This is a genomic window from Duganella sp. 1224 (assembly GCF_013408245.1).
Lineage (GTDB): Bacteria > Pseudomonadota > Gammaproteobacteria > Burkholderiales > Burkholderiaceae_D > Rugamonas.
Genome location: NZ_JACBYS010000005.1, coordinates 174,960 through 199,237 on the forward strand (window position 1 = coordinate 174,960; position 24,278 = coordinate 199,237).

Annotated in this window: 20 protein-coding genes and 1 pseudogene; 11 read left to right on the forward strand and 10 right to left on the reverse strand. The window is 64.1% G+C overall.

Going from position 1 to position 24,278, the window contains the following annotated elements; translation table 11 throughout:
• The first annotated feature begins 11 nt into the window (after positions 1–11).
• Positions 12–323, forward strand: a complete 312-nt coding sequence (locus tag FHW58_RS20820; protein WP_179675088.1) for a 2Fe-2S iron-sulfur cluster-binding protein — start codon at positions 12–14, stop codon at positions 321–323.
• On the opposite strand, the gene FHW58_RS20825 is transcribed toward FHW58_RS20820, so the two are convergent.
• Positions 268–1,161 carry a cupin domain-containing protein gene (locus tag FHW58_RS20825; protein WP_179675089.1) on the reverse strand — a complete coding sequence of 298 codons (894 nt, stop codon included), beginning with the start codon at positions 1,159–1,161 and terminating at the stop codon, positions 268–270. The two genes, FHW58_RS20820 and FHW58_RS20825, sit on opposite strands and share 56 nt — an antisense overlap.
• A gap of 113 nt (positions 1,162–1,274) precedes the next feature.
• Here FHW58_RS20825 and FHW58_RS20830 point away from each other — a divergent pair, with 113 nt between their 5' ends.
• Complete coding sequence (locus FHW58_RS20830; protein WP_179675090.1) at positions 1,275–1,811, forward strand: carboxymuconolactone decarboxylase family protein; 537 nt, start codon at positions 1,275–1,277, stop codon at positions 1,809–1,811.
• 107 nt (positions 1,812–1,918) lie between these two features.
• Here FHW58_RS20830 and FHW58_RS20835 read toward each other — a convergent pair whose 3' ends face one another.
• The gene (locus FHW58_RS20835; RefSeq protein WP_179675091.1) at positions 1,919–2,230 is read right to left on the reverse strand and encodes a hypothetical protein; all 312 of its coding nucleotides are present in this window, start codon (positions 2,228–2,230) and stop codon (positions 1,919–1,921) included.
• Between the two features lie 61 nt (positions 2,231–2,291).
• Here FHW58_RS20835 and FHW58_RS20840 point away from each other — a divergent pair, with 61 nt between their 5' ends.
• Together FHW58_RS20840 and FHW58_RS20845 are read left to right on the forward strand one after the other, a co-directional pair.
• Positions 2,292–2,561 carry a MoaD/ThiS family protein gene (locus FHW58_RS20840; protein ID WP_179675092.1) on the forward strand — a complete coding sequence of 90 codons (270 nt, stop codon included), beginning with the start codon at positions 2,292–2,294 and terminating at the stop codon, positions 2,559–2,561.
• Positions 2,562–2,563: 2 nt separating this feature from the next.
• Positions 2,564–3,655, forward strand: coding sequence for an exo-alpha-sialidase (locus tag FHW58_RS20845; protein WP_179675093.1), 1,092 nt, complete (start codon positions 2,564–2,566; stop codon positions 3,653–3,655).
• Here the strand turns inward: FHW58_RS20845 and FHW58_RS20850 are convergent.
• Positions 3,634–4,248, reverse strand: a complete 615-nt coding sequence (locus tag FHW58_RS20850; protein ID WP_179675094.1) for a TetR/AcrR family transcriptional regulator — start codon at positions 4,246–4,248, stop codon at positions 3,634–3,636. The two genes, FHW58_RS20845 and FHW58_RS20850, sit on opposite strands and share 22 nt — an antisense overlap.
• Before the next feature lie 187 nt (positions 4,249–4,435).
• Between FHW58_RS20850 and FHW58_RS20855 the strand changes: the two genes are divergently transcribed.
• The gene (locus tag FHW58_RS20855) at positions 4,436–5,398 is read left to right on the forward strand and encodes an MBL fold metallo-hydrolase (protein WP_373996715.1); all 963 of its coding nucleotides are present in this window, start codon (positions 4,436–4,438) and stop codon (positions 5,396–5,398) included.
• Here FHW58_RS20855 and FHW58_RS20860 read toward each other — a convergent pair whose 3' ends face one another.
• Together FHW58_RS20860 and FHW58_RS20865 are read right to left on the reverse strand one after the other, a co-directional pair.
• Positions 5,399–5,737: a hypothetical protein gene (locus tag FHW58_RS20860; protein WP_179675096.1), complete on the reverse strand. Its 339-nt coding sequence runs from the start codon at positions 5,735–5,737 to the stop codon at positions 5,399–5,401.
• Between the two features lie 164 nt (positions 5,738–5,901).
• Positions 5,902–8,367 carry a TonB-dependent receptor gene (locus FHW58_RS20865; protein ID WP_179675097.1) on the reverse strand — a complete coding sequence of 822 codons (2,466 nt, stop codon included), beginning with the start codon at positions 8,365–8,367 and terminating at the stop codon, positions 5,902–5,904.
• 187 nt (positions 8,368–8,554) lie between these two features.
• Between FHW58_RS20865 and FHW58_RS20870 the strand changes: the two genes are divergently transcribed.
• The 6 genes from FHW58_RS20870 (at position 8,555) to FHW58_RS20895 (ending at position 15,450) form a co-directional block, all read left to right on the forward strand.
• The gene (locus FHW58_RS20870) at positions 8,555–9,550 is read left to right on the forward strand and encodes a LacI family DNA-binding transcriptional regulator (protein WP_179675098.1); all 996 of its coding nucleotides are present in this window, start codon (positions 8,555–8,557) and stop codon (positions 9,548–9,550) included.
• 87 nt (positions 9,551–9,637) lie between these two features.
• Entirely contained in the window at positions 9,638–11,959 is a 2,322-nt protein-coding gene (locus FHW58_RS20875; RefSeq protein WP_179675099.1) for a glycoside hydrolase family 65 protein, read from the forward strand.
• Positions 11,956–12,597 (forward strand): beta-phosphoglucomutase, encoded by a 642-nt coding sequence (gene pgmB / locus FHW58_RS20880; protein ID WP_179675100.1) that lies wholly within the window; start codon positions 11,956–11,958, stop codon positions 12,595–12,597. Before FHW58_RS20875 ends, pgmB begins: the two co-directional genes overlap by 4 nt.
• A gap of 110 nt (positions 12,598–12,707) precedes the next feature.
• Entirely contained in the window at positions 12,708–13,976 is a 1,269-nt protein-coding gene (locus tag FHW58_RS20885; protein ID WP_179675101.1) for a sugar MFS transporter, read from the forward strand.
• A 10-nt stretch (positions 13,977–13,986) separates the two neighbouring features.
• A complete protein-coding gene (locus tag FHW58_RS20890) occupies positions 13,987–15,003 on the forward strand; it encodes a substrate-binding domain-containing protein (protein ID WP_179675102.1) in 1,017 nt (338 codons plus the stop codon).
• A 45-nt stretch (positions 15,004–15,048) separates the two neighbouring features.
• Positions 15,049–15,450: a hypothetical protein gene (locus tag FHW58_RS20895; protein WP_179675103.1), complete on the forward strand. Its 402-nt coding sequence runs from the start codon at positions 15,049–15,051 to the stop codon at positions 15,448–15,450.
• 88 nt (positions 15,451–15,538) lie between these two features.
• On the opposite strand, the pseudogene FHW58_RS27965 reads toward FHW58_RS20895, so the two are convergent.
• The 5 genes and pseudogenes from FHW58_RS27965 to FHW58_RS20920 all read right to left on the reverse strand — a co-directional run.
• Positions 15,539–15,865, reverse strand: a pseudogene (locus FHW58_RS27965) (putative toxin-antitoxin system toxin component, PIN family); the annotation flags it as partial.
• A gap of 70 nt (positions 15,866–15,935) precedes the next feature.
• Complete coding sequence (locus FHW58_RS20905; protein WP_179675105.1) at positions 15,936–16,175, reverse strand: hypothetical protein; 240 nt, start codon at positions 16,173–16,175, stop codon at positions 15,936–15,938.
• A gap of 94 nt (positions 16,176–16,269) precedes the next feature.
• Positions 16,270–19,560 (reverse strand): fused isobutyryl-CoA mutase/GTPase IcmF, encoded by a 3,291-nt coding sequence (icmF, locus tag FHW58_RS20910; RefSeq protein WP_179675106.1) that lies wholly within the window; start codon positions 19,558–19,560, stop codon positions 16,270–16,272.
• An 87-nt stretch (positions 19,561–19,647) separates the two neighbouring features.
• Entirely contained in the window at positions 19,648–23,166 is a 3,519-nt protein-coding gene (locus FHW58_RS20915) for an indolepyruvate ferredoxin oxidoreductase family protein (RefSeq protein ID WP_179675107.1), read from the reverse strand.
• A 160-nt stretch (positions 23,167–23,326) separates the two neighbouring features.
• Complete coding sequence (locus FHW58_RS20920; protein WP_179675108.1) at positions 23,327–24,259, reverse strand: LysR substrate-binding domain-containing protein; 933 nt, start codon at positions 24,257–24,259, stop codon at positions 23,327–23,329.
• Between the last annotated feature and the right edge of the window lie 19 nt (positions 24,260–24,278).

The following is a 24,278-nucleotide window of genomic DNA, read 5'->3' on the forward strand; positions in this document are numbered from 1 at the left end:
GGGCAATCGGGATGGCAGGCATGAAGGTGACGCTGGCGGGGCAGGGATGGACGTTTGAGACGGCGGCGCCGGACACTGTGCTGCAGTCGGCCGACCGTGCCGGCATCCGCCTGCCCAGTTCCTGCCGCAACGGCACCTGCCGCACCTGCATCTGCCAGGCCACCAGCGGCGCGGTGCGCTACAAGATCGACTGGCCGGGCCTGAGCCCGGACGAAAAGCGCGACGGCTACATCCTGCCCTGCGTCGCCATCGCCGAGACCGATCTGGTCATTCAGGCGCCCGCCGCCGGTAAGCTCCCGGTCCCACCCCGTACTGGCGCTTGAAGGCGCGGTTGAACGCCGCCTCGGACTGATAACCGACCGCCTCGCCGACGGCACCGGCCGGCTGGCCGGCGTCCAGCAGGCGGGCGGCGCGCGCCATGCGCAGCTGCGTCAGCACGTCGGCCGGCGTGGCATTGGCGGCCTGCTTGAACAGGCGCGCGAAGGTGGCGCGCGACATGTGGCTGGCGTCGGCCAGGTCTTCCAGCGTCCACGGTTTTTCCGGCGCGGTCAGCATGCCGTTGATGGCGGCCTGCAGGCGCCGCTCGGCCAGCACGCCAAACAGGCCGGGCACCGTCAGCGCCTGCTCCAGCCAGGTGCGGATCAGCAGCGCGAACAGCGCCGACGCCAGCTGGCGGATGATGGCTTCCGAGCCGCCGCGCGGCGTTTCCGCCTCTTCGTGCAGCATGCGCAGCAGGTGGCGCAGGCTTTGCGCGTCCGGACGGCCGGCGGTGCGCACCACCAGCACGTCCGGCAGCGCCGCCAGCAGGCCGCCGCCGCCGTCGGCGTCGAAGCGGAATTCGCCGCACAGGATGTCGGTCTGCGGGCCGTCGCCGTCGTTGCCTTCAAAGCGCAGCAGTCCGGGCGCGCTGTGCGTGGGCGAGGCTTGCGCCGGGTCGCCGATGTGCAGCCGGTGCGCGTGGCCGTGCGGGAAGACGATGATGTCGCCGGTCTGCAGCGTCTGGCCGTCGGTCTGCGCCTCGCCGCGCACGATCAGGTGGTAGGGGGCGACGCCGTGCGGCGCGCCTTCATGGTCGAGCACCCACGGCGCGCCGAAGCGGCAGCGCACGTCCAGCGCGGTGCGCACGGGGTACAGGGAGAGCAGGTGGCTGAGTGGGTCCATAAGTCAGAGATGAGACGATGGAGCAAATTATAGAGCATTTGAGGTATTCATCATCGCACCTTGCGCGCCTACACTGTTTCCCATGCAAACACACTTTTGAAAGGAAACACATCATGTCCCGTCTGTTCACCCAACCTGTCTCGGCAGCCACCGGCCACGCTGCCCAACTGTTCACCGCCATCAAAGGCGCGATCGGCAAGGTGCCAAACGCCTATGTCGGCATCGGCACCAACAGCCCGGTGGCGCTGGAAGCTGCGCTGAACCTGGATGGCGCGCTGCGCAAAAGCAGCTTGAGCGCGAAGGAAATCGAAGTGATCAAGCTGGCCGTCAGCCAGGATGCGCAATGTGACTACTGCCTGGCCGCGCACACGCTGATGGGCGGCAAGGCCGGCCTGAGCGCGGACGCCATCGTCGGCGTGCGCCACGGCACCGCCAGCGGCGACGCGCGCCTGGATGCGCTGGCCAGCTTCGTGCACAGCGTGGTGACCACCAGCGGCGACGTGCCGGCCAACGTGGTGCTGGCCGTGAAGCAAGCCGGCTACAGCGACGCGCAGATCGTCGACACGCTGCTGGCGATCACGTCGATCACGTTCACCAACCTGTTCAACCGGGTCAACGTGACCGAGATCGACTTCCCGCGCGCCGCCTGACGGTCGCCCGCCGTCATTCCGGCGCAGGCCGGAATCCATGGAAGGCGTGCGCTTCTGCCAGGCGTGCGTTCCATGGGTTCCGGCTTGCGCCGGAACGACGGGGTGGGTTACTCCTCGCCGGGCTTGCGCAGGCGCTGCAGCAGCGCTTCGGTGCTATCGCTCAGCGGCACGCCGTGGCGGCGCAGCAGCTGGATGTTGAGCACCAGGTTCTCCAACACCAGCTTGGCCGCCACGGCCAGCAGCGTCAGTTGCTTATCCTCCTCACTGAAATTCTCCATCGCGTCGGCCATCTCGCACAGGTGGTTGGAGATGAGGCCGCGCAGCTCGTGCTCGTCGAACGGCAGGTCGGCGAAATCGATGGGATCTTCCTTTTCCACTTCCTGCATCAGCAGTTCCAGTTCTTGCGGCGTAATCGACATGCAGGACTCCATTGATTGAGGCGATTTCATTTTAGCGCCAATCGGCATAGAATCGGTTCGCATGGCGCATCTCATCTTCACACAACAATTAGGGCGCTTCATGACCGTGCCGCAGGTGGAGACCGATGCGGCCAACCTGCGCGGCGCCCTGGACGCGTGCTTTGCCGACCACCCGCGGCTGCGCGGCTACGTGCTCGACGAGCAGGGACACCTGCGCGAAAACGTGGTCATCTTCATCGACGGCCAGCGCGCCCGCGATCCCCGGCGGCTCGATGATGTTCTGGCGCCACAATCCCACGTCTATATTCTGCAAGCTCTGTCAGGAGGCTGACCATGTCCGACCGCGCCTACATCGCCACCCGCAAGGGGCTGTTCGAAGCCTACCGCACGCACGAGGCGTGGCTGCTGGACCAGCAGCATTTCCTCGGCGATCCGGTGTCGATGGTGCTGCCGGACCGGCGCGACGGCACGCTGTACGCGGCGCTCAACCTCGGCCATTTCGGCGCCAAGCTGCACCGGCGCGATGCCGGCAGCAATGACTGGGTCGAGGTGGCGGCGCCAGCCTTCCCGGAAAAGCCGGCCGACAGCGGCGATCCGGTCGAGTGGAAAGTAAGGCAGATCTGGTCGCTGGCGGCCGGCGGGCCGGACCAGCCGGGCGTGCTGTGGGCCGGCACGCTGCCGGGCGGCCTGTTCCGTTCCGACGACCGCGGCGACAGCTGGCGGCTGGTGGAGGGGCTGTGGAATGTGCCGGAGCGGGCGCAGTGGATGGGCGGCGGCTACGATGTGCCGGGCATCCACAGCATCTGCGTCGATCCGCGTGACAGCAACGCGGTGCTGGTCGGCGTGTCCTGCGGCGGCGCCTGGCTGACCGGGGATGGCGGCGCCAGCTGGACGCTGCGCGCCCGGGGCATGGTGGCCAGCTACATGCCGCCCGAGCTGCAAACGTCAGAAGCGGTGCAGGACCCGCACCGCATCGTGCGCTGCGCGGGCGAGCCGGACAAGTTGTGGTGCCAGCATCACAACGGCATCTGGCGCAGCGTCGACAACGGCGCGCTGTGGACCGAGGTCAAGCCGGCGGCGCCGGTGTCGAATTTCGGCTTCGTCACCGCCGTGCACCCGCGCGATGGCGAGACGGCGTGGTTTGTGCCGGCCGAGGCGGACAGCAAGCGGATCCCGCCGCACGCCTCGCTGGCGGTCACGCGCACCACCGACGGCGGCGCTCACTTCACCGCCTGGCGTGGCGGCCTGCCGCACGCGCAGTGCTACGACCTGGTGTACCGGCACGGGCTGGCGGTCAGCGATGACGGCCAGATTTTGCTGATGGGCTCGACCACCGGCGGGGCCTGGGTGTCGGAGGATGGCGGCGGCCAGTGGCAGGCGATCTCCACCCACCTGCCGCCGATTTACGCGGTGGCGTTCGCGTAGGACAGGAACATCTCGACGGTGGCGTCGACCACCTTGCGCTGCGTTTCCGCGTCCAGTGGCGGCTGGTTCAGCGTCACTTGCGGCCAGAAGGCGAAGGTCTTCAGATTCCCTTGCAGCATTTGCGAGGCCAGCACCGGATCGGCGCGGGTCAGCTGGCCGTCGGCCTGCGCGGCGCGCAGCCAGGTGGTGATGGCTTCTTCCTTCTCGGTCAGGCGCGCCACCATTTCCTGCGCCCGCGCCGGCGAGTGGATGGCTTCGGCGATGGCCACGCGCGCCAGGTCGAGGAAGTAGCCGTCCTGCAGCATGTCCATCTTATTGTTCAGCAACTGGTGCAACTGGTCGCGCAGCGGCCTGGCCGGGTCGTAGGGCGGCGGCGGCATGGCGGCGGTGCTGCTCCACAATTCATGCAATATTTGCGCGAACAGTTCGTCTTTACTGGGGAAATGGTTGTAGACGGTGCGCTTGGAAACGCCGGCCGTGGCGGCGATCTTGTCCATGCTGGTGGCTTCGAAGCCGGTCGCGCGAAACTCGGCGATTGCCGCATCGACAATGGCCTGGCGCTTGCGGTCGGTCAGTTTAAGGGGCGCGTTCATGGCTTTATTTTACACCGGCTAGTTTACTTTTCTCAAAACTGGAACTACACTGTGTAGTGTACATTTTAAATCGCAGGAGCGCCATCATGACTTTTCCATCCGCCGTCGATAGCCTGGATACCCTGTCCGTCCCCAGCGCGCCGCGCAGCCCGACGGCCGTTTCCGCAATCCGGTCAAGATGCACAAGATGGGCTTGTTCAAATCGCTGGGCATCATGTTGCGCTTCATGTTCGACAAGCCGAAAGACACCGTGCCCTCGCTCCCGATTCCCGTTCACGCGATCACGCAGCAGCAGTTATTGGATGCTCCGGATCGCAGCCTGTTCCGCCTCGGCCACTCGACGGTGCTACTCAAGCTCAACGGCAATTTCTGGCTGACCGATCCGGTGTTTTCCGAGCGCGCGTCGCCGGTGCAGTGGGCCGGGCCGCAGCGCTTCCACCAGCCGCCGATCAGCATCGATGAGCTGCCGCCGATCAAGGGCGTGATCCTGTCGCATGACCATTATGATCACCTGGACTACGCGGCAGTGAAGCAGTTGGCCGGCAAGACCGAGCATTTCATCACCACGCTGGGCGTGGGCGACCGCCTGGTTGCGTGGGGCATCCCGGCGAAGAAGGTGCAGCAGCTGAGCTGGTGGCAGAGCACCTATGTGGCGGGCGTGAAGCTGGTGGCAACGCCGGCGCAGCATTTCTCCGGCCGTGGCCTGGGCGACCGCAACAAGACGCTGTGGGCGTCGTTTGTGATCGAGGATCGCGACGTTCGGATCTTCTTCAGTGGCGATAGCGGCTATTTCGATGGTTTCAAGGAGATCGGCCGGCGTTATGGCCCGTTCGACCTGACCATGGTGGAAACCGGCGCCTATGATCCGCAATGGCCGGATGTGCACATGCAGCCGGAGGAGTCCTTGCAGGCGCACATCGATTTGCAGGGCAAGGTGCTGCTGCCGATTCATAACGGGACGTTCGACCTGTCGCTGCATGCGTGGCACGATCCGTTCGACCGCATCGCCCAGCTGGCCGAGGAGCGCCGGTTGCCGATCGCCACGCCGGAAATCGGCCAGCCGCTGGATATCCTGCAGCCGCACGCAGAGACCAAATGGTGGGAGCCGCTGGCGCAGCGGGAAGCCGCCGCAGCGGCCGCGCACGCCTGATCAGGCGGTGATGTTGATGAACTTGCCGATGGTCTGGCCGAGCGTGTTGATCTGAGGCTTGGGCACGGCCAGTTCCGGCGGTAGCTGCTGCTCGGAACGCGGCGGGTTTTCGATGGCGCGGGGGAGATTGACCGTGGGCAGCGGCTTTTGCGCCGCTTGCGTGGCTTGGTTGCTGTCGCGTTGGTTGTCGGCCAGCGTTTGTTTGTCCTTGGCCAATTGGTCGCGGCTGGCTTCCAGCCGGTCCGCGTCTTCGTTCACGCGCACCTGATCGCGCTGTACCTGCCTTTCAGCCTGTACAACCGATGCTTGCAGCGCGTTGATCGAGGACAGCGAGGGCACGGTGAATTCCTCTTCCGCAGATGATGGGCAGGTTTATTGTAGATTAGACCATGGAATTGGAAAAGGCAAGCAGACCCGCACGGCCATGCAGGGTCGGACCCTGTACGGGGGCCGACCCTTAAGTGGTGACGCTGATGTCGAGGCAACTGCGTGCGGGTGGTGTCTTAGAAGCGGTACAGCAGCGACGCTTCCCACGTGCGGCCAAACAACGGCCGCGCATTGATCGGCCCCACATTGCCCGTCGTCAGACGCGAATTGCCCTCGGTCAGGCCCAACTCGTTGTTGAGGTTGGTCCCGGCCAGGCGCACTTCGATCTTGTCGCCAAACGAGAACAGCACGCCCGCGTCCACCGTGCGGTACGACGGCAGGTACTGCGTGTTCAACTGGTCCGCCCAGCGCTCGCCAATCGAGGTGTAGGTCGCGTACAGCTTGGCCGAGTTGCCGTCGCCGAACGGAATACGGTAGGTCGGCGTGAAGCGGAATTGCAGCTTCGGCTGGCGCTGCACGACTTTGCCCGCCGTCTCGGGATTGTCCTTGTACTCCGACTTCTGGTAATCACCGGTCAGCGACAATTGCAGGTTCTCGATCGGACGCACCGCCACCTCGAACTCCAGGCCGTTGCCCTTGGAACCGCTGGTGCGGTGCAGTTCGGTGCCGTCGGTGAGGATCTGGGTGAACGCGATACCATCAAAATCCGTGTGGAAGGCGTTGATATACGCGGTGTAGAACGGCGTAGCCGTCTTGAAGCCGATCTCGTACTGGCTCACCTTGGGCGTCGGCAGGAAGTTGCGGTCGTTCACATTGGCCTGGGTGCCGGCGCCGCGCATGTCGTCGAACGAGATGAAGGTGTGGCCGCGGTTGGCGCGCACGAATACCGAGCTGTTGGCCGCCAGCTTGTAGTTGCCGCCGATGGTGAACGAATTGGCGCTGTCGGTGCGGCTCAGGTAGGTGTTGGAACCGTTCGGCATCGAGGTGCCGTTGTTGTACACGGTCAGCACGTTGTTGTCGGTGTCGCCGGACGACAGGTTGGAGATGGTGCCGCTGATCTTCTGCTGTTCGTGGCGGATGCCGGCGTCCACCTTGATCTTGTCGTTGATCTGCCATTCGTCCGAAATGAAGCCGGCGGTATTGCGGCCGTCATACGAGGCCACCGGCGCGAAGTTGACCGGGCCGTCGGTGCCGTTCTTCGACACCACCACGCCGTTGTTCAGCGTGACATTGATCAGGCTGGCTTGCGGCTGGGCGGTCATCAGGTGGCTGTTGCCCAGATACCAGACGTCGTGCGACGAGTAGTCGGCAAAGTAGCCGCCCACGGTGATGGTGTTGCCCTTGAACAGTTCCTTGCTGACGCGCAGCTCGTCGGTGAACGATTTCAGCTTTTTCTCCACTGCCCACAAGCCGGCCTGCACCACCTGCTGGTTGCCGGCCACGGCGCCGCCGTGCACGTAGGAGGCCGTGCCCGAAGTCGCCGGGCCGCCGGCCGCTGCCACCAGCGCCGGGTTGCTGTTGGCCGAGGCGATGGCCTGGCTGATGTAGTCGCTCATCGACAGCGGGTTGTTGCCGGTGAACATGGCGATGGTGTTCATGTCGCCGTCAAAGCGGTTGAACTTGTTGGAGATGCTCCAATCGCCGACTTTCTGGTCGAAGTCGGCGCCAAACACGGTGGCCTTCAGGCCACGGCCGTCTCCCAGGTCCTTGGTCAGCGTCTTGCCGGGACCGGCTTCGATGGTGAAGTTGCGCATCTCGCCGCTCATCAGCGTGCCGGTCAGCGGGTCAAAGCCGGGGAAAGCGGAGATGGTGCGGCCGCCGTTGCTGGAAATCAGCGGTACGCCGGTGTAGAAGGCGTTCTTGTCGTCGGTGTTGCGCGCGTACAGGGTCAGCTTGCCCTGGTCGAGGTTGCGCGTCAGCGTGGCGGTGATCTGGTGGCCATCGTCGGCCGGGAAGCCGGCGTCGCGCACGCCGTCGGTCTTGCGGTAGAAGCCGCCGACCGAGCCGTACCAGCCATCGCTGATCTTGCCGCCGTAGTACATGTCGACGCGGCGCAGGCTGCCGGTGCCGGTGGTGAAGCGCACCGTGCCTTCCGGCGTGTCGGTGCCTTCCTTCAGGATGAAGTTCATGGTGGCGCCCGGCTGGCCGTTGGACCAGATGGTCGACGGGCCGCCACGCAGCACTTCCACGCGCTCGACCGTGTCGTCCAGGCGGAAGGCCGACGAGCCTTCAAAGAACGACAGCGTCGGCGGCGGGTAGATCGGGTTGCCCATCAGCTGCACCGAGACGAACGGCGAGTCGGAACCCGACGGGAAGCCGCGCACCTCGATGTTGGCGCCGGACTGGCCGCCGGTCGATTCCGCGTACACGCCCGGCACGATTTTCATGATGTCGGCGGTGCTGCTGGGCGCGGCCTGCTTCAGTTGCTCTTCGTTGGCGGTGGTGATCGAGAAGGCGGAGTCGACCTTGCGCACGCCGCGCGCCGAGGCCACGCCGGTCACCACGACCTGCTGGATTTCTTTGGAAACTTCTTTGGACGGTTCGGCGGCCGGGGCTTCAGCGGTCTGGGCCTGGGCGGCGCTCTGGTTGACAAGGATCAGGACGGCGGCCGCGATGGCCGAGGGCAGGAACGGGTTTTTCATCGTGTCTCTTCTTTCTTATAGGGTCTATCGTCTCCCGGAGACAGCGTGCCGCCATCGCCGATTTAGTCATTGAAACAAGAAATGTTATCGATGTCAATTGAAATGTTATCGATGTCATTTTTCGCGACAAACGAAAAATTTCTGTCATAATGCGTCCGCAATTGCGCTTTTTGACTTGATAACAACGATGCCCGCAAAGAAAACCGACGCCGCCGCGCTGACGATGGAAGACCTGGCCAAGCTGGCCGGCGTGTCCAAGATCACCGTGTCGCGGGCGTTGCGCGACAGCCCGCTGGTCACGCCCGAGACGCGCGAGAAGATCCGCGCGCTGGCCGAGCAGCAGGGCTATCGCCTGAATGTGAGCGCGCGCAACCTGCGCATGGGCCGCAGCTATTCGGTGGCGGTGGTGGTGGAAATGACACCGGTGCGCGGCCGGCCGATGTCCGATCCGTATCCGCTGGAGCTGCTGGGCGGCATCACGCAGGAACTGACGACGGCCGGCTACAGTGTTGTTTTGACGTCAAAGCAGCTGATGAACACGGCGCCGGTGATGGGCGCGGACGGCTTGATCCTGCTGGGCCAGGGCTCGCACGGCGAGGCGGTGCGCACCTTGCAGCAGACCGGCATGCCGCTGGTGGTGTGGGGCGCGCCGGAGAAGGGCGCCGACTACATCGTGGTGGGCTCGGACAACCGCAAGGGTGGCATCAGCGCGGCCGAGCGCTTCATCGCGCAGGGCCGGCAGAAACTGGTTTTCCTGGGCGACGTTGACCACGCCGAGGTGCAGGAGCGCTGCGCCGGCTTCATCGACGCCATGGGCGGCGCGGCCGCCGTGCACATCATCCGGCCGAAGGCGTTCACCTTCGAGGCCGGCTTTGACAGCATTTCGGCGCTGCTGAAAAAGAAGGGCGCGTCGTTCGACGGCGTGTTTGCCGCCAGCGACCTGCTGGCCATGGGCGCGATCCGCGCGCTGGCCGAGAAGAATTTGCGGGTGCCGGAGAACGTCTCCGTCATCGGTTACGACGATACACCCGGCGCGGCCAGTTTCGTGCCGCCGCTGACCAGCGTGCACCAGTATCTGCGCGACGGCGGCGTGTTGTTGGCTAAAAAGATGTTGGGCCTGATCGAAGGCCACCCGGTCGCTTCCGAAATGCTGCCGACCACCCTGATGGTACGCCAGACCTAGTTTTTCCAGAAAATCGCCAAAAAAAAGGAAAAACCAGGCGCTTTTGTAAATTCAAACCGCTTTGAATAGCTCTCTAAGGAATTCGTCGTGCAGAAACACACTTATCCGCTTGAAGCCTGGTGCATCCGCGAAACCAGCTTCGATACCGCCTCCCACTTCCTCGACGAGACGCTGTTCGCGCTGGGCAATGGCTACATCGGCCTGCGCGGCACCGCCGAGGAAGGCTACAGCGGTCCGGCCGGCACCTCGCTGGATGGCACTTACCTGAACGGTTTCTACGAGTCGGAACCGATCGTCTATCCGGAAACGGCATACGCGCTGGCCAAGGTCAACCAGTTCATGCTGAACGTGCCGAACGCGAAAGGCATCGGGCTGTGGCTGGACGGCGAGCGCTTCGACCTGCTGACCGGCACCGTGCAGACCTACGAGCGCGTGCTGGATTTCCGCACCGGCCTGCTGACGCGCGTGGTCGAGTGGACCTCGCCGCAAGGCCGCAGCGCGCGTGTGCGCAGCCGCCGCCTGGTCAGCTTCGACAACAAGCACCTGTTTGCGATCGAGTTCGAGGTGACGCCGCTGGCCAATGTGGGCACGCTGCGGCTGGAGTCGGCGCTGGATGGCGCGGTGAAGAATCTGGAGGCGGGCGACGATCCGCGCGTGGGATCGGCGGTGTCCGGCCCGACGCTGCACATGATCGACAGCGAGCAAACCGGCAGCCTGTCGGCGCTGGTGCAGAAGACGCACAACAGCGGCTTCACCCTGGTCAGCGCGACCGAGACGGTGCTGAGCGCCGCATTGCCGGCGGCGACGGCGCAGGAAGGCCAGCGGCTGACGCACACCTGGGAGCTGGCCGCCAGCGCCGGGCAGCCGGTCACGCTCACCAAGTACGGCAGCTACTACTCGTCGCGCGACTACGACGCGCAGGAGCTGATGTGGCGCAGCAAGGACACGCTGTCCAGCGCCGCCGCCGCCGGCTTCGACGCGCTGCGCCTGGCGCAGGAACAGTACCTGGCTGACTTCTGGCAGCAGGCCGACGTGCAGATCGCCGGCGACGACGCGCTGCAGCAAGGCATGCACTTCAACCAGTTCCACCTGCTGCAGTCGGTGGGCCGCGACGGCAAGACCAACATCTCCGCCAAGGGCGTGACCGGCGAAGGCTACGAAGGCCACTATTTCTGGGATACGGAAATCTACATCTTCCCGTTCTTCCTGTATTCCAAGCCGGAGATCGCGCGCAAGCTGCTGGAGTACCGCTACGCCGGCCTGCCGAAGGCACGCGAGCGCGCGCGCCAGATGTCGCATGACAAGGGCGCGCTGTACCCGTGGCGCACCATCGCCGGCGACGAGTGCTCGGCCTACTTCCCGGCGGGGACGGCGCAGTACCACATCAACGCCGATATCGCCTATTCGATCAAGACCTACATGGAAGCAACCGGCGACCAAGATTACCTGATCCAGGCCGGTGCGGAAATCGTCATGGAGACGGCGCGCATCTGGACCGGCATCGGTTCCTACGACCGCGAGGGCCGCTTCTGCATCAACCAGGTGACGGGGCCTGACGAGTACACGGCGCTGGTCAACAACAACTACTACACCAACGCCATGGCGCGGATGCACCTGAACTTCGCGGCCGCCATCGCCGAGCAGTTGCGGGAACAGGCGCCGTCTGAATTCGCGCGCATCGCCGCCGCCATGGCGCTGGAGGCGAACGAGCCGGCCGAGTGGCGCCGCGCCGCGTCGCTGATGAATCTTCCGTACGACAGCGCGCTGCAAATCCACGCGCAGGACGACAGCTTCCTGTCGAAGAAAGTGTGGGACTTCGCCAACACGCCGAAGGAAAACTACCCGCTGCTGCTGAACTACCACCCGATGGTGATCTACCGCCACCAGGTCTGCAAACAGGCGGACGTGGTGCTGGCGCTGCTGCTGTTGAGCGAACAGTTCTCGCTGGACGACAAGCGCCGCGACTTCGATTACTACGAGGCGGTGACCACGCACGATTCGTCGCTGTCCACCTGCATTTTCAGCATCATCGCGGCGGAAGTGGGTTATGAGGACAAGGCCTACGACTACTTCATGGAAACCGCGCGCCTCGATCTTGACGACACGCACGGCAACACGCACTACGGCGTGCACACGGCGGCGATGGCCGGCACCTGGATGGGCGTGGCCTACGGTTTCGCCGGCATGCGCGTGGTCGGCGGCGAGCTGCATTTCGCGCCCAAGCTGCCGAAGCAGTGGCAGCACTACACCTTCAAGGTGCACTTCCGCGGCGCGCTGCTGGAGGTGCACGTGCAGCCAGGCCAGGTGGAATATCGCCTGCTGCAAGGCGAGGTGCTGGACTTTACCCACGGCGGCGAGCACGTCACGCTGACCCTGTCGCAACCAAAGCAATCGAGGAGCATGGTATGAGCCGCTTCAAGGCAGTCATATTCGATCTGGATGGCGTGATCACCGATACCGCCCATTACCACTACCTGGCCTGGAAGGAGCTGGCGGAATCGCAGGGCGTGCACTTTGACCTGGAGTTCAACGAGCGCCTCAAAGGTATTGACCGCATGGGTTCCCTGGACCTGATCCTGGCGTCGTCCGCGCGCCAGTACACGCCGGAGGAAAAGCTGGCGCTGGCGGACCGCAAGAACGCGCGCTACCAGGAGCTGATCGCGACCATGTCGTCCAAGGACCTGCTGCCCGGCGCGGTGGAGGCGCTGGACACCGTGCGCCGCGCCGGCCTGCGCATCGGCCTTGCCTCGGTCAGCAAGAACGCCTTTACGGTGCTGGAGCGCCTGGGCATCACCGATAAATTCGATTACGTGGTGGACGCCGCCACCATCGCGCGCGGCAAGCCCGATCCGGAGATTTTCCTCAAGGCCGCGCGGGAGCTGGGGGTGGCGCCGGCCGACTGTCTGGGCGTGGAGGATGCGGTGGCCGGCGTGGCGGCCATCAAGGCGGCCGGCATGTTCGCACTGGGTATCGGTCATCCCTTCGTGCTGAGCGAAGCCGATGTGGTCATTACGAGCCTGAGGGAGTTTAACCTCGCCGCCTACTGAATCCCTGCCGTCACTCCGGCGAAAGCCGGAGTCCATACGCCGCAAGCCAGCCCGCGTTCTATGGATTCCCGCCTGCGCGGGAATGACGGGGGCAGAATATTGGAGACAGCATGAAAAATAACAAAATACTCTTTGCGCTATTCCTGATCTACTTCGTGTTCGCCATTCTGCTGAACAGCGTGGGCACGGTGATCCTGCAGGTGATCAGCAACTATGGCGTGAGCAAATCTGCCGCCAGCGTGCTGGAAGGCTTCAAGGATCTGCCGATTGCGGTGGTGTCCTTCCTCGTGGCGTCCTTCCTGCCGCGCATCGGCTACAAGAAGGCGATGCTGATCGGCCTGGCCATCGTCACCGCCGCCTGCGTGGCGATGCCGCTGCTGCCGTCCTTCGCCACCACCAAGGCCTTGTTCTTCTGTGTCGGCGTGTCGTTCGCGCTGGTGAAGGTGTCGGTGTACTCCACGCTCGGCCTGATCTCCGCCGACCGCAAGCAGCACGCCAGCACCATGAACCTGCTGGAGGGCTTCTTCATGTTGGGCGTGTTGAGCGCCTACTGGGTGTTCGGCTACTTTATCGATTCGCACAATCCGCTATCGCAAAGCTGGCTGCATACCTACTGGGTGCTGGCGGTGCTGTGCGCGGCGACCTTCCTGCTGATACTGTCGACGCCCTTCAACGAATCGCTGGCCGCGCCGCCCGAGGGACGCGGCATCGCGCAGGACTTCGCCGGCATGCTCAAGCTGTTCTTCAAGCCGCTGGTGTGCGTGTTCATCATCACCGCCTTCCTGTACGTGCTGATCGAGCAAAGCATCGGCACCTGGCTGCCGACGTTTAACAACGAAATCCTCAAGCTGCCGGCGGCGATGAGCGTGGAAGTGACCAGCATCTTTGCCGCGTGTCTCGCTGTGGGCCGTCTGTCGGCCGGCGTGTTGATGCGCAAACTGAACTGGTATCCGGTGATGAACGGCTGCGTGCTGGGCATGGCCGCCATGGTGCTGCTGGCGCTGCCGCTGACGCACGACGTGGTGGCCGATCCGCGCATCACCTGGTCGACCGCGCCGCTGGCCACCTTCCTGTTCCCGTTGATTGGTCTGTTCATGGCGCCGATTTACCCCGGCATCAACTCGGTGATGCTCAGTTCCCTGCCGAAGCACCAGCACTCGGCCATGACCGGCCTGCTGGTGATCTTTTCCGCGCTGGGCGGCACCACCGGCTCGTTGATTACCGGTTACGTCTTCGGTAACTTCAGCGGTCACTTCGCGTTCTACCTGACGCTGGTGCCGATCACGATCGTGCTGGTGATGTTGTATTTCTTCAAAAAGGCAGTCGATGGCGGTGGCGGCGAATTTGACGCCACCGCTATAATCAGTAGTCAACATTAAGAAGAAAGCTATGAACCTCGCGCATCTGGCAAATCACCTTGGCATGTCCAAGACGACGGTGAGCCGTGCGTTAAACGGTTACCCCGAGGTCAACGTGCGCACCCGTGAGCGCGTGCTGAAGGCGGCCAAGGAGGTCGGCTACCAGCCAAACCCGATGGCGCGTTCGCTGGCGCTGGGGCGCACCAATGTGTTTGGCATCATCTATCCGCTGCTGCCGACGGATCTGGGCGATCCGATGTTCCTGGACGTGGTGGCCGGCATGTCCTCCGCGCTGGAAGCGGTCAACAAGAACCTGATCATCGCGCCGGTGTCGCCGGCAGCCGAGCAGCCGGCCTACCAGCAGATCGTGCGCGGGCGGCGCGTCGATGGCCTGGTGGTGGGCCGCACGCTGGTGCGCGACGAGCGCATCGCCTTCCTGAGCAAAGCCAAATTCCCCTTTGTCGCGCATGGACGCACGGAGCTGAACGCGCCCTATGCGTGGTTCGACTACGACAACGAGGCCGGCATCCGCATGGCCATGGAGCGCTTGCTGGGACTGGGCCACCAGCGCGTGGCCTTGATCAGCGCACCGCTGGAACTGAACTTCGCGCGCCAGCGCAAGGACAGCTTTGTCGCTGCGCTGGCGTCGGCGGGCCTGAGCGCCGATCCGCGCTACCTGATCGACAACACGCTCGATCGCCGCAGCGGCTACCAGGCCATGCAGCAGCTGCTGGCCTGCTCTCCGCGGCCGACGGCCGTCATCGTCGACAATCACCTGTCCGGCGTGGGCGCGGTGCGCGCGCTGCTGGACGCGGGCGTGGAGATCGGCAAGGAGATGTCCGTCATCGTCTGGGGCAGCATGGCCGACACGCTGGCCGGCGCCCACGTCACCACCATCGACCAGCCGGACCCGCACCAGGCCGGCGCCCGCATGGTCGACATGCTGCTCGCCCTCATCGATGGCACTCCCGCCACCGACCTGCAGGAATTGTGGCAACCAGTGTTGCAAGAAGGCGCCACCGTGGGCCGGATCACTCATCACCGCTGATTGTTAGGGTAGATTAACTACTCTGTCACTTCTTCAGGCTTGCGCATGAAACCTTATCTGGCTTACGGCTTGGTTGTTCTGCTGCTGGGTGGCTGCGCGAGTGCGCCGTCTGTGCGGACCGTGCAAGTGCTGGAGAATACCGGCACCGAGTTTCCCACCATGTGCATGCTGCTGCAATCGGACGGCAGCCTGCTGTTCAAGGGCGGCTTCGATTTCTACAATCCGAGCGCCTGGCGCCGCGAAGCCGACCTGCTGATGATTACCGTCGGCGGCAAGGCGCCGTTCCCGGCGGAGCTGTACAAGGCACAGCTGCCCAAGCATATCGGCGGACTGACAGCCTACAACGAGCAACGCCGCGAGCTGGCCTACCGCTTCGGCCCGTCGGCGGAATTCGTCAACTTCGATGGTTTCTACTTCTATCGCGCCGAGCGCTGCCACGCCCAGTAGATCTCCTGCTGCACGCCGGTGCCGACTGTACAAGGCCGCGCTGAAGATGACGATCCGCGACTAATTTGTCCACTTGATGCCGCGTGGTTTACGGCAGACCATTAAGAGCTTGCGTGGGAGTCAAAATGGGAATTCTCTGGTAGTGAAACAAGCTTAGTAGATCTTTATCGCCTGAAACGATGGCGTCGGCAGCGGCTTGGATGGCACACGCAAGGAACATGTCATCATTCGGATCGCGGCACACTTTGGGAATGGTTGAGGGTAAGGACAGAACAAGTGCCTGACGCCGGTAATCAATAACGATAAGGCGTGCACTGCTTTTGTTGAGCGCTAACCTGGTCGCGAATTTAGGACGGCTTAATACCCCAAGTAATTTCTGAAGAACTTCCCGGCATGTACAAGGCATATAACGCTTGGCATGTGCCGCTGCTCACAGCAAATAGGGCGTCCCTGGCCAAAGAGTGCCGGACACAATCGTGTTCGTATCAAGAACGAGGCGCATGCTGATCGCTTCGAGCAGCACGAATTTCTTCCTGTATTTCTTCCGCGCTCATCGGCACGTCGCCTGTAGCCGCCAGCTTCGGGGCAATGCTGAGCAAGTGTTCTAGCGCGAGTTTACGCACTTCTTCACGCAAGATTTCTGTGATCGTCTCAGGCTTTAACAGACCTAGGTGCTCGACATCAAGTGCCAAATCTTCGGGGATGGAAATTTGTAGGTTGACCATGATCGACTCCCAGTGTATTCGATCAGTTTAGTCCTGATGCGGAGGCAAGAGAAGGTGGCAAACGTTGATTTACCCCCTTCCTCGTTGGTTCTATCTACATATTACGTCGGTACTGGCCGCCGACCTCGAACAGCGCGGTGGTGATCTGGCCGAGGGAGCAGACGCGGACGGCGTCCATCAGCTTGTCGAACACGTTGGCGTTGTCGATGGCGGCTTGCTGCAGCGCCGCCAGCGCTTGCGGCGCTTCGGCGGCGTGGCGCGTGTGGAAGTCTTCCAGGCGCTTGAGCTGCGACTGCTTCTCGTCGTCGGTGGAGCGGGCCAGTTCGATCTGTGCCGGCGCGGCCACGCCTTTCGGATTGCGGAAGGTGTTGACGCCGATGATGGGCAGCGTGCCGTCGTGCTTCTGGTGCTCGTACAGCATCGATTCTTCCTGGATCTTGCCGCGCTGGTAGCCGGTTTCCATCGCGCCCAGCACGCCACCGCGTTCGGCGATGCGTTCGAATTCCTGCAGCACCGCTTCTTCCACCAGGTCGGTCAGTTCGTCGATGATGAAGGCGCCCTGGTTGGGATTCTCGTTCTTGGCCAGGCCCCATTCGCGGTTAATGATCAACTGGATCGCCAGCGCGCGGCGTACCGATTCGTCGGTCGGGGTGGTGATGGCTTCGTCGTAGGCGTTGGTGTGCAGCGAGTTGCAGTTGTCGTAGATGGCGATCAGCGCTTGCAGCGTGGTGCGGATGTCGTTGAAGTCGATCTCCTGCGCGTGCAGCGAGCGGCCCGAGGTCTGCACGTGGTACTTGAGCTTTTGCGAGCGGTCGTTGGCGCCGTATTTGTCGCGCATGGCCACGGCCCAGATACGGCGGGCCACGCGGCCCAGCACCGTGTATTCAGGGTCCATGCCGTTCGAGAAGAAGAACGAGAGGTTGGGCGCGAAGTCGTCGATGTGCATGCCGCGCGCGAGGTAGGCTTCCACGAACGTGAAGCCGTTGGACAGCGTGAATGCCAGCTGCGAGATCGGATTGGCGCCGGCTTCGGCGATGTGGTAGCCGGAGATGGACACCGAGTAGAAGTTACGCACCTGGTGGTGAACGAAGTATTCCTGGATGTCGCCCATCACCTTCAGCGAGAATTCGGTGGAGAAGATGCAGGTGTTCTGGCCCTGGTCTTCCTTGAGGATGTCCGCCTGCACGGTGCCGCGCACGTTTTGCAGCACCCAGGCCTTGATCTTGGCTGCTTCGTCGGCGCTGGGCTGGCGTTTGTTCTCTTCGACGAATTTGTCGATCTGCTGGTCGATGGCGGTGTTCATGAACATCGCCAGGATGGTCGGTGCCGGGCCGTTGATGGTCATCGACACCGAGGTGCTCGGGCTGCACAGGTTGAAGCCGTCGTACAGCACTTTCATGTCGTCCAGCGTGGCGATGGAAACGCCGGAGTTACCGACCTTGCCGTAGATGTCCGGCCGCAGCGCGGGGTCGGCGCCGTACAGCGTGACGGAGTCGAACGCGGTCGAGAGGCGCTTGGCCTCCATGCCGGTGGACACCAGCTTGAAGCGGCGGTTGGTACGGAAGGCATCGCCCTCGCCGGCGAACATGCGCGTCGGGTCCTCGCCTTCGCGCTTGAAGGCGAACACGCCGGCGGTAAAGGGGAAGGAGCCGGGCACGTTTTCCAGCATCAGGAAGCGCAGGATTTCGCCGTGGTCTTCGTAGCGCGGTAGCGCCACCTTGCGGATGCGGGTGCCGGACAGCGTGTGCTGCACCAGGCGGGTGCGGATTTCCTTGTCGCGGATTTTTACGACGTAGTCGTCGCCGGCGTAGGCGGCTTGCATGTCGGGCCATTGGCTCAGCAGCTTCCTGGCGCCGGCGTCCATTTCGGCGTCGCGCTCGGCGATGAGGTCATCGAAATCCGCTGACTTGTGGGCGATGGCCAGCATGCGTTTGGCCTCGCTCAGTTGCTGGCGTTCGCGCGCCAGCGTGACCTGCTTGCGCGTAAAGCGGTGGTAGCCGCGCACGGTGTCGGCGATTTCGGCAAGATAGCGTGCGCGGGCCGGCGGTACGATGACGTTCTTGCCGCTGGAGTGGCGCAGATCGGTGGTTTGCAGCTTGCCCGGCTGCGTGCGCAGGCCGAATTCCGCCAGCTTGGGCAGCAGGCCTTGATATAGCGCGGTCACGCCGTCGTCGTTGAAGCGCGAGGCCTGGGTGCCGTAGACCGGCATCTCTTCCGGACGCTTGCTCCACAGTTCGCGATTGCGCTGGTACTGCTTGGCGACGTCGCGCAGCGCGTCCTGCGCGCCCTTGCGGTCAAACTTGTTGATGGCGATGAAGTCGGCAAAATCGAGCATGTCGATTTTTTCCAGCTGCGAGGCGGCGCCGAATTCCGGCGTCATCACGTACATCGACACGTCCACGTGCGGCACGATGGCGGCATCGCCTTGGCCGATGCCGGAGGTTTCGACGATGACCAGATCGAAGCCGGCCACCTTGCAGGCGGCGATGACGTCCGGCAGCGCCTGCGAAATCTCGGAGCCGGCTTCGCGTGTGGCCAGGGAGCGCATGAACACGCGCGACTGGCCAGCCCACGGATTGATGGCGTTCATGCGGATACGGTCGCCCAGCAGCGCGCCGCCGGATTTGCGGCGTGACGGGTCGATCGAGATCACCGCGATGTTCAGCGCGTCGGCCTGGTCGAGGCGGATGCGGCGTATCAGTTCATCCGTCAGCGAGGACTTGCCGGCGCCGCCGGTGCCGGTGATGCCGAGCGTGGGTACCGACAGGTCTTCGGCGGCGGCCAGCAGCTCGGCGCGCAGCGACGGCGCGGCCTTGTCGTTTTCCAGTGCGGTGATCAGTTGCGCCAGCGGACGGTGGCGGGCGGCGATGTCCGCGCCTGCGCGCAGCGGCGCCAGCGAGGTGGGGGAGTACTGCGACAGGTCGATGTCGCACTGCTGCACCATCCACTGGATCATGCCGACGAGGCCCATGCGCTGGCCATCCTCGGGGCTGAAGATTTTGGTGACGCCGTAAGCGTGCAGCTCTTCGATTTCGTGCGGGACGATGACGCCGCCGCCGCCGCCAAACACCTTGATGTGCGCGCCGCCGCGCTGGCGCAGCAGGTCGATCATGTATTTGAAGTACTCGACATGGCCGCCTTGGTAGCTGGAGATGGCGATGCCCTGCACGTCTTCCGCCAGCGCGGCGGTGACCACTTCGTCCACCGAGCGGTTGTGGCCGAGGTGGACGACTTCCACGCCGTTCGATTGCAGGATGCGGCGCATGATGTTGATGGAGGCGTCGTGGCCGTCGAACAGCGAGGCCGCCGTGACGAAGCGGATTTTATTGGCGAGGCGTGGCTGATCCTGCACCGCCGCGATTTTCGGAGTGGAGAGGTCGTTCATTGGTGTCCCTAATAATTTTTGTCCATTATATGACGTTTACGTTAACGTCAATTCAATCGTCGTCCCGGCTTTCGCCGGGACGACCGGTCAGGCGGCGCGTTGTTGGGCGAACTGCGCTAGCAGGCGCGCCTTGTCGCTGCGGTAGGTCGCCACGGCGGCGTCCTTCACGTGACCGTAGCCGCGCACTTTCTCCGGCAGCGCGGCCAGTTCGACCGCCGTCGCGTGGTTGTCCGCGTTCAGCGTGTCGATCAGCGTCGTGACCATCTCGCGGTACTCGGCGATTAGCGCGCGCTCCATCTTGCGTTCTTCGGTGTAGCCGAAGATGTCGAACACGCCGCCGCGCAAGCCTTTGAACTTGGCCAGCAGCTTGAAGGCACTCCACATCCACGAGCCAAATTCCGCCTTCACCAGGTGGCCCTTGGCGTCCTTCTTCGCCAGCAGCGGCGGCGCCAAATTGAATTTGACGCTGAATTTGCCTTCGAACTGCTGGCGCAGTTGTTCGACGAAGCGGCCGTCGGTGTACAGGCGCGCGACTTCGTATTCGTCCTTGTAGGCCATCAGCTTGTAGCAGGACTTGGCGACTGCGGTGGACAGCTTGTTGCCCAGGCCTAGCGCGGTTTCCTTCGCGCGCACCTGCGCCACCAGCTGGGAGTACGCCTCCGCGTAGGCGGCGTTCTGGTAGGCGGTCAGCGATTCCATGCGCTTGGCGATGATGCTGTCCAGGCTTTGCGGCATCTGCAGCACGATGGGCTGCGCCGGCGTGGCGGTGCGCTCGACGCGCTTCAGGTCCACGGCGGCGCGGCGGCCCCACAGGAAGCTCTTCTTGTTCGAGGCGACGGCCACGCCGTTTAATTCAATCGCGCGCAGCAGGGATTCTTCTTTCAGCGGGATGCGGCCGCGCTGCCAGGCGTAGCCCAGCATGAACAGGTTGGCGGCGATCGAGTCGCCTATCAGCGCGGTGGCCAGTTTGGTGGCGTCGATGAAGTCGGCGGCGCCTTCGCCCACCGATTCCTCGATCAGCGCGCGCACGCTGTCGGCCGGGTAGTCCCAGTCGGCGTTTTGCGCGAAGGTGCCGGGCGGCTGTTCGTGCAGGTTGACGATGGCCAGCGTGCGGCCCGGACGCATCTTGGAGACCGCGTCGGCGGCGCCGGCGGTCAGCATGTCGCAGCCCAGCACCACGTCGGCCTCGCCGGTGGCGATGCGCTGCGCGCGCAGGTGCGACGGCGTGCGGGCGATTTTCACGTGCGACGTGACCGAGCCGTTTTTCTGCGACATGCCGGTCATGTCCAGCACCGAGGCGCCTTTGCCTTCGATATGCGCGGCCATGCCCATCAGCGCGCCGACGGTGATTACCCCAGTGCCGCCGATGCCGTTGATCAGGATGTTGTAGGGGTGGTCGCAGCCCGGCAGCGACGGCGACGGCAGTTCAGGCCAGCCATCGTCAGTCTGCGCCGCGCCGGCCTTGGATTTTTTCAGCGCGCCGCCTTCCACCGTCACGAAGCTTGGGCAGAAGCCCTTCACGCACGAGTAGTCCTTGTTGCAGGACGACTGGTCGATGGTGCGCTTGCGGCCAAACTCGGTTTCCTTAGGCAGGATGGAGACGCAGTTCGACTGGATGCCACAATCGCCGCAGCCTTCGCACACGGCTTCGTTGATGACCATGCGCTTGGCGATGTCCGGGTAAGCGCCGGTTCTGCGGCGGCGGCGCTTTTCGGCGGCGCAGGTCTGGTCGTAGATCAGCACCGACACGCCGGGCACCTCGCGCAGCTCGCGCTGCACCGCGTCCATGTCCTTGCGGTCGTGCAGGGAGACGAGGGCGGGCAGGGCGCCGCGGTCGGTGTAGCGCGACAGGTCTTCCGTCACCAGCGCGATGCGCTTGACGCCTTCCGCCGCCATTTGCTGCGCGATCATCGGCACCGAGGTCTGGCCGTCCACCGGCTGGCCACCGGTCATGGCCACCGCGTCGTTGTAGAGGATCTTGTAGGTCATGTTGACCTTGGCCGCCACCGCCGCGCGAATCGCCAGGTAGCCGGAGTGGAAGTAGGTGCCGTCGCCCAGGTTCTGGAACACGTGCGGCACCTTGGAGAACGCGGCCTGGCCGATCCACGGCGCGCCTTCGCCGCCCATGTGCGTGGTCAGCTTGTTGTACTCGGGGTAGATCGACGTGGCCATCACGTGGCAGCCGATGCCGGCCAGCGCGAACGAGCCGTCCGGCACCTTGGTCGAGGTGTTGTGCGGGCACCCGGAGCAGTAGAAGGCCGGGCGGAACGGCGTGTTGATGGCCTTCTTCAGCACCGCATCCTTGGCGTCGAGGAAAGTCAGGCGCGCCTTGATCTGCTCCTGGATGTGGGTGTCGCTGATGTAGCGCGCCACGCGACTGGCGATCACGCGCGCCACTTGCGACACCGAGAAGTCGGCCTTCGGCGGCAGCAGCCATTCGCCGCGCGGCGCCACCCATTCGCCCTTGTCGTCGAATTTGCCGATCACGCGCGGGCGCACGTCGTCGCGCCAGTTGTACAGTTGTTCCTTCAGTTGGTACTCGACGAACTGGCGCTTTTCTTCCACCACCAGGATTTCATCGAGGCCCTGGGCGAACTCGCGCACGCTGTCCGGCTCCAGCGGCCATGGCATGGCCACCTTGAACAGGCGCAGGCCAACCTTGGCGGCCATCGCTTCATCGATGCCCAGTTCTTCCAGCGCTTCCAGCACGTCCAGGTAGGATTTGCCGGAGGCGATGATGCCGAGTTTGGCGTCGGGCGAATCGATGGTGGTGTGATTCAGCTTGTTCTCGCGCGCGTAGGCCAGCGCGGCGTAGATTTTGTAGTCCTGCATCAGCGCTTCCTGATTGCGCGCCTGCTGGCCCAGCGGCACCGACGACAGGCGCGCATTCAGGCCGCCCGGCGGCATCACGAAGTCCTTCGGTATCCTGGTCTCGACGCGGAATGGATCGGCGTCGATGGAGGCGGACGATTCCACCGTGTCGGCCAGCGCCTTGAAGGCCACCGCGCAACCGGAGAAGCGCGACATGGCCCAGCCGTGGATGCCGAGGTCCAGGTATTCCTGCACATTGCAAGGGTAGAGCACCGGCACCATGCAGGCCGAGAAGATGTGGTCCGACTGGTGCGGCAGCGTGGACGAGTAGGCGCCGTGGTCGTCGCCGGCCACCAGCAGCACGCCGCCATGTTTCGACGTGCCGGCGTGGTTCATGTGCTTGAAGACGTCGCCGCAGCGGTCCACGCCCGGCCCTTTGCCGTACCACATGGCGAACACGCCGTCATATTTCGACTCGCCGATCAGGTCCACCTGCTGCGAGCCCCAGACGGCGGTGGCCGCCAGGTCCTCGTTCACGCCCGGCACGAACTGCACGTTGTGCGCTTCCAGGTGCGGCTTGGCCTTCCACAGGTTTTCGTCCAGCCCGCCCAGCGGCGAGCCGCGGTAGCCCGAGATGAAGCCGGCGGTGTTGAGGCCGGCGGTCTTGTCGCGCACGTGCTGGATCATCGGCAGGCGCACCAGCGCCTGGATGCCGGACAGGAAGATTTTGCCGTTGGTGGACGTGTACTTGTCGTCGAGGCTCACGGACGTGAGCGAGCTGGTGCCGTCTGGCATGGTGGTGTCTCCGTTTTTGGTATCAGATCGCGCTCGGACTGGAGGACGCCGGGTAGGCGGGCCAGGCACAAGCCGGCGTGCCGCATGGTTGGCGGCTTATTCCCAGTATGGGCGCGAGTTGACGTATACGGAAATACCGTTTGCCAATAGGGGTATAAGATTAACTTATGGGTGTGGCACCCGGCCACCGGCCTTCCGCGCACAATTGTTCGCTGACCTGGCGCACCAGCCGGCGGATGGCGGCGGCGGCGTTGGTCAGTGGAATGTTGCGTGAATGACACAGCACGACTGTGCGGGAAATTGACGGTTGGTCAATGCGTTGGGCACGCAAGCTGCCCCGTTGCAATTCGTCCAGCACCGGTGCGGACGGCAGCAAGGTGGCGCCCATGTCCGCCAGCAGAGCGGACTTGAGGATGGCGATGGAGTTGATCTCGATGACGTTGCCGACGCTGAGGCCGGCCTCGCGCGCCACCGCCTCGATGCGCGGCCGCACGCCGTGCTGCAGACCCGGCAGGATCAGCGTGGCGGCCAGCGCCTCGCGCAGCGTGAGTGATTGCTTACCTTGGGCGTAAGCCGCATCGGTGCGACAGATGAACTGCAACTCTTCTTCCACCAGCGGGGTGCTGGCGAACTGGCCCAGCTGGCCGTCGTCCAGCAGCACGGCCAGGTTGAGGCGGCCGGATTTGAGCTGATCGCCGAGGTTGCCGGTCAGTTCCTCGGTCAGCTGCAGCGTGATTTCCGGGTGCTGGGCGCGGGTGGCGGTCAGCAGCGGCAGCGCCAGCGCGCCGGAAATGCTGTGCGGCAGGCCCAGCGTGACGGCGCCGCTCGGGCGCTCGGCCGACTGTGCCACCGCCGAGCGGGCGTCCGCCACCTGCTTGAGGATGGCCTGGGCGTGCTCGTAGAACACCTTGCCGGCGTCGGTGGACAGCACGCCCTGGGCCGAGCGGTGCAACAACTGGACGCCCAGTTCCTCTTCCAATTGGCGCAATTGCTGGGTCAGCGCGGGCTGGGCGACGTGCAAAATCAGCGCGGCGCGCGACAACGATCCGTGGTCGACGATCGCAACAAAGTATCGCAGTTGGCGTAGTTCCATATCCAATAAGTAAGAGGGT